5 protein-coding genes and 1 riboswitch are annotated in these 5,637 nt (G+C 32.3%); all 5 genes read left to right on the forward strand.

From position 1 onward, the window contains the following. Positions 1 to 319 precede the first annotated feature (319 nt). The 5 genes from B3I31_RS10335 (at position 320) to B3I31_RS10355 (ending at position 5,631) form a co-directional block, all read left to right on the forward strand. Positions 320 to 763, forward strand: coding sequence for a cytochrome c oxidase assembly factor Coa1 family protein (locus B3I31_RS10335; RefSeq protein ID WP_291046770.1), 444 nt, complete (start codon positions 320 to 322; stop codon positions 761 to 763). Positions 764 to 838: 75 nt separating this feature from the next. Then, positions 839 to 1,022, forward strand: a riboswitch (cobalamin riboswitch). Positions 1,023 to 1,121: 99 nt separating this feature from the next. Continuing rightward, entirely contained in the window at positions 1,122 to 3,119 is a 1,998-nt protein-coding gene (locus B3I31_RS10340; protein WP_291046769.1) for a TonB-dependent receptor, read from the forward strand. Further along, entirely contained in the window at positions 3,116 to 4,252 is a 1,137-nt protein-coding gene (locus tag B3I31_RS10345; protein WP_221856352.1) for a YncE family protein, read from the forward strand. Before B3I31_RS10340 ends, B3I31_RS10345 begins: the two co-directional genes overlap by 4 nt. 9 nt (positions 4,253 to 4,261) lie before the next feature. After that, entirely contained in the window at positions 4,262 to 5,401 is a 1,140-nt protein-coding gene (locus tag B3I31_RS10350) for a PKD-like domain-containing protein (RefSeq protein ID WP_219035417.1), read from the forward strand. Between the two features lie 104 nt (positions 5,402 to 5,505). Beyond that, positions 5,506 to 5,631, forward strand: a complete 126-nt coding sequence (locus B3I31_RS10355) for a hypothetical protein (RefSeq protein WP_260509627.1) — start codon at positions 5,506 to 5,508, stop codon at positions 5,629 to 5,631. Positions 5,632 to 5,637: the final 6 nt, after the last annotated feature.

Raw genomic sequence — 5,637 nt, forward strand, 5'->3', positions numbered from 1 at the left:
AACTTACAACTCATAACTCGATAACACTCCTTTGTAGATTTTTATTGTCAGTCTTAAATCTTATGTCTTATAACTTATTACTCAAAACTCAGAACTTAAAACCCGCGTTAGGGATAGCAGTGGAAATCCTTTTGTAGAAATTGTATTTCCTGTAATCACTTCTAATCTTCTTTTACAAAAGATTGCAACGGATAGCCCGACCGAGCGATTTGCATTAGCTGTGTTTGTATTATTTTGCTTATTCTATGAATAATATAAATGGAAGGCAAAGAGCGAGGGAACGCCCAAATTTATTATCTTTACTCAAAACCTATATATTATGGAAGAAAATCAGTATGATAATCAATTGTTACCAAAGGAAAGTTGGTTTAAACGTAATTGGAAATGGGTTGTGCCTGTTGGCTGTTTGTCGTTTGTGATTTTATTTTTTGGATTGTTAATTGGTGGTGCTTTTTGGGGTTTTAGTAAGATAACTTCGGATAGTGATGTAACGAAACATGCAATTAATATTATTAATCAAAATGTTGAAGTTCAGCAGAAATTGGGTACGGATGTTAAAACGAACGGAGTTTTTACTGGAAATATTTCTATTACAAATGATATTGGTGAAGCTAACATTTCTGTACCTATAAAAGGAACAAAAGGTTCTGGAACTGCAATTATTGTAGGAGAGAAAGAATTTGATAAATGGAATTATGAAAAGATTGCGGTTCAGGTTGATGAAACTGGAGAAGTGATCGAAATAAATAAAGTAAAAGAATAAGCTAACGAATGAGTTAGCTTTTTTTATTTAGCTATTATTGATAAAGATTTAATTGTTTATTCAAAATAATAATTTTACTTTTGATTAACATTTGGTGCGAACTTAACCGTTCGGTAACAGGGAATCAGGTGAAAATCCTGAACAGACCCGCTGCTGTAAGCTCCATATTTTTTAGATACATTATATCCACTGTTTTTAATGGGAAGGATTTCTAAAAAAGGAGTAAGTCAGAAGACCTACCAAAATGATAAATGTTGAATGCTTTCGGGGACTAAAGCGTGAAGTTCAAATTTTGGATAGGTTCGTCCTTTCAATACTTCTTCATATACTCTCGTTAGCAACAATTGATTATTGCTAAATGAGAAATCTAAAAACTATAATTATTTGTTGCAGCTTGATTTTGCTTTCATGTCGCATAGCCTCTGCGCAAATTATTCATGATAGTATTTTAGAGCTTCAGCAAGTTAATATTTTAAAAAATAATGTAAAAGCCGTTGTTCCTGTTCAGGAATTGAAAGGAGCGGAACTAGAGGCTTTAAATAGCCATTCTGTGGCAGATGCTGTTCGTTTTTTTGCAGGAGTGCAAATTAAAGATTACGGTGGAGTTGGAGGTTTAAAAACTATTGATGTTCGTGGGATGGGATCTCAACATGTTGCAGTTTTTTATGATGGAATTCAACTTGGAAATGCGCAGAATGGAATTGTCGATTTAGGAAAATTTTCTTTAGACGATATGGAAATGATTTCTTTATATAATGGTCAAAAAAGTAATATTTTTCAATCAGCGAAAGATTATGCTTCTGCTTCTGCTATTTATCTTCAAACCAAAAAACCTGTTTTTATTGGTGATAAAAAAACGAATGCTACACTTCGTTATAAGTTAGGCTCGATTCAATTAATCAATCCTTCTATTCGTATTGAACAGAAAATTACGGATAGATTATCAGCTGTTTTGAGTGCAGAATATGTTAAAACGAATGGTATATATAAATTCCGTTATCAACGCAAAAATTTGGATGGAACTACTGCATACGATACACTTTTGAAACGTAGAGATGGACAAGTTGATGCAAAACGTTTGGAATTAGGATTGATCGGAAAAGGAAATCAATCGAATTGGAATGTAAAAGGATATTTGTATGATTCGGATCGTGGAATTCCTGCTGCAATTGTGCGTGGTCGATTTGATGGACGTGGACAAACTTTGGTTGATAGAAATTATTTTGTTCAAGGTAAATATGAGAAACGATTCAGAAATTTTCAATCGAAGATAAACGCAAAGTTTGCTTACGATTTCACCCATTATACAGATACAGTTTCGACAGTAAAAATAGAAAATAAGTACACACAACGCGAGTTTTATGTGTCTTGGGCGAATCTTTATTCGATTACAGATAATTGGGATGTGAATGTTGCAACAGATTATCAGTTTAATAATATGGGAGCAGATTTAAAGAATTTTTCTTTTCCTACTCGTCATACAAATCTTGTTGCGTTCGCGTCTACTTATCGTCTTGGACGTTTGAGTTTACAAGGAAGTTTATTTGGAACTTTTGTAAAAGAATCAGTAGAAATGAACACAAGTGCGCCTGATAAAAATATATGGACGCCAACGATTATCGCCAATTATCAACCATTCAAATCTCACGATTTTAATATCAGAGCGTTTTATAAACGTATTTTTAGAATGCCAACGTTCAACGATTTGTACTACACAGACATTGGTTATGCGAATCTTCGACCAGAATATTCTACACAATATAATGTTGGTTTTACTTATTCTAAATCATCTCAAAATTTCTTCAAAAATATTACGATTCAAGCCGATGCTTTTTACAATGAAGTAACTGATAAAATTGTGGCTGCGCCTTCTGGAAGTTTGTTTCGTTTCACTATGCTCAATTTGGATGAAGTCAGAATAAAAGGGTTGGATGTTAAAATTCGATCAACATTTCAATTAGGAGAAATAGAGGTTTCGCCAATGCTTAACTACGGTTTTTTGCAAGCGTTAGATTATTCGAATCCTAAAAAAAGTTACTACAAAAATCAAATTCCATATACACCAAAACATAGTGGCTCTTTTGTTTTAGCGGCTTCTTATAAAACATGGAATTTTAATTACAGTTTTATTTATGTGGGAGAACGTTACAATGTTCATCAAGATAATATTAAAATAAATCGTCTTAATCCTTGGTTTACAAATGATTTAGGGATACATAAAGAGTTTAGGTTGAATCAAAGTCTATTCAAAGTTTCTTTTGAATTAAATAATATTTTGAATCAACAATATGATGTGGTTTTAAATTATCCAATGCCAGGAAGACAATTCAAGCTAATATTAAGCGCAAACTTATGAGAAATTTCAAACAATTATTCGTCTGTTTTTTAACAGCAATTACTTTTTATGCTTGTCAGCAAGATACTTATTTGATCGAGAAAGAGGAAGAAGGTGTAACCGATCCCGAAAAAACAGATGTCGTTGGTTTTTATTTACTAAACGAAGGAAAAATGGGAAGTAATATGGCTACGGTAGATTATATGGATTTTACAACAGGAACCTATAATAGAAATATATATGCAACCGTAAATCCTACTATGGTAAAGGAATTGGGAGATGTTGGGAATGATATCAAAATTTATGGAAATAAGTTATATGCGGTTATCAACGTATCAAATTTTATCGAAGTAATGGATGTAAGAACAGCCAAACATCTGGGAACAATTCCTTTAGAAAATGGTCGTTACATCACGTTTGCAAATGGGAAAGCGTATGCATCTTCGTATGCTGGTCCTGTTACAATCGATCCGAAAGCGCCTTTGGGAAAAGTGGTCGAAATAGATACGATTAATTTATCGGTTACGCGACAAGTGACCGTAGGTTATCAGCCAGAAGAATTAGAAGTTGTTGGGAATAATTTGTATGTAGCAAACTCAGGAGGATATCGAGTTCCTGAATATGATAAAACGATTTCTGTGATTGATTTATCAACGTTTAAAGAAACTAAAAAAATTGATGTTGAAGTAAACCTTCATCGTTTAAAAAAAGATGCAGATGGCGATTTATATGTGACTTCTCGTGGTGATTATTACAACGTTCCATCAAATTTATATGTGTTGGATAGTAAAACGCATCAAATCAAAAAGAAATTTGATATTCCTGTTTCTAACTTTACAATTGTTGATAACAAACTCTATTATTATTCAAACGAATTTAGTTACACAACTTTCGAATACACAAAAACTTATGGTGTAATTGATACCAAAACAGAACAAGTTATCAACAAAACATTGGTCAATGATCCTGTTATTAATGAAATCGAAACGCCTTACGGAATTGCTGTAAATCCTCAAACCAAAGATCTTTTTCTAACCGATGTCGGAAATTATGTTTCGATGGGTTACATCTATTGTTTTGATAAAAATGGTGCTTTTAAATGGAAAACTGCTGCTGGAAATATTCCTGCTCACTTTGCTTTTGTCTATAAATAAAATTTACATATGAAATATTCTAAAATCTTACTAACCGCACTAAGTTTTGCTTTAATACAAAGCTGTAGTGATGATGAAAACATTATCGAGACTAATCCTGATAATGCTACTTTACAAGTATCTTATGATGCAGCACGTTTAAAAATTGTTTCAATTGAACCAACTGTTTCTGGTTTCGAAAATGCAACATATACATGGAAACTTGGCAATGAAATTATTGGTAATGAGAAAACCTTAGGTTTTGTTTCTGATAAAGTTGGTGCTTACGATTTAACATTAGAAATTACTTCAGGAGTAACTTCTAAAACGATAAAAACAAAGGTTAATGTTACACAAGAATTATCTACTTACAGTAAATATATTTCTCAAGTCTTTGATTATTTGCCAGCAGTTGGACAATTCACAAATGCTTTACCATCTTATGTAACAGGAGAAACTCAAGCTGATATGACAGCCAAAGCTGCTAAGGCTTTAGTAGGAGAAAAATCTACAATGATTACACTTGGAGGTTACGGAGGATATGTGGTATTTGGTTTTGACCATACGATTATGAACCAACCAAACAAACGCGATTTTAAAGTTTTAGGAAATGGTTTTGCTGGATCTTCTGAACCTGGAATTGTGATGGTTGCATATGATAAAAATAAAAACGGAAAACCAGATGACGACGAATGGTACGAAATTGCAGGAAGTGAGTACACGAATCCAAATACAATAAAAAATTATAGTATTTCTTATCAAAAACCAACCGAAGAAGATAAAATACCTAATCCTGAATATGTAAAATGGACAGATAATCAAGGAAATTCAGGTTATAAAACTAAAAATTCTTATCATAAACAATCATATTATCCATTGTGGTTTGGTTCGGATCAGTTAAAATTCTCAGGTACACTTTTGGCAAGCAATTATACAGAGAAAAATGGTATTTGGACTGGTAAACAATTGGCTTATGGTTATGTAGACAATGCACCAAATAACAGCGAAGATTCAAATATTGATATTGATTGGGCTGTTGATAAAAATGGAAATCCTGTTAAATTATTAGGAATCGATTTTATCAAAGTTTACACAGCAACAAATCAAGAAGCGGGTTGGTTAGGCGAAATCTCAACAGAAGTTGCAGGTGCTTATGATTTGCATTTATAATATAACAAAACTAAATAAAATGAATTTTAATTTTACAAAGAAATTATTCTTTAATTTCTTATTTGCTACATCATCAATCTTTTTATTGACTTCTTGTAATAATGATGACGACACCTGTTAAATTATTAGGAATCGATTTTATCAAAGTTTACACAGCAACAAATCAAGAAGCAGGTTGGTTAGGTGAAATCTCAACAGAAGTTGCAGGAGCTTACGATTTGCATTTATAATATAAC

This window comes from Empedobacter sp. UBA3475, assembly GCF_002378465.1.
In the GTDB taxonomy this organism is placed as follows: domain Bacteria; phylum Bacteroidota; class Bacteroidia; order Flavobacteriales; family Weeksellaceae; genus Empedobacter; species Empedobacter falsenii_B.

Coding starts and splice junctions, on each gene's coding strand:
- B3I31_RS10335 (WP_291046770.1), top strand. CDS start 320: ATGGAAGAAAATCAGTATGATAATCAATTGTTACCAAAGGAAAGTTGG.
- B3I31_RS10355 (WP_260509627.1), top strand. CDS start 5,506: ATGACGACACCTGTTAAATTATTAGGAATCGATTTTATCAAAGTTTAC.
- B3I31_RS10340 (WP_291046769.1), top strand. CDS start 1,122: ATGAGAAATCTAAAAACTATAATTATTTGTTGCAGCTTGATTTTGCTT.
- B3I31_RS10345 (WP_221856352.1), top strand. CDS start 3,116: ATGAGAAATTTCAAACAATTATTCGTCTGTTTTTTAACAGCAATTACT.
- B3I31_RS10350 (WP_219035417.1), top strand. CDS start 4,262: ATGAAATATTCTAAAATCTTACTAACCGCACTAAGTTTTGCTTTAATA.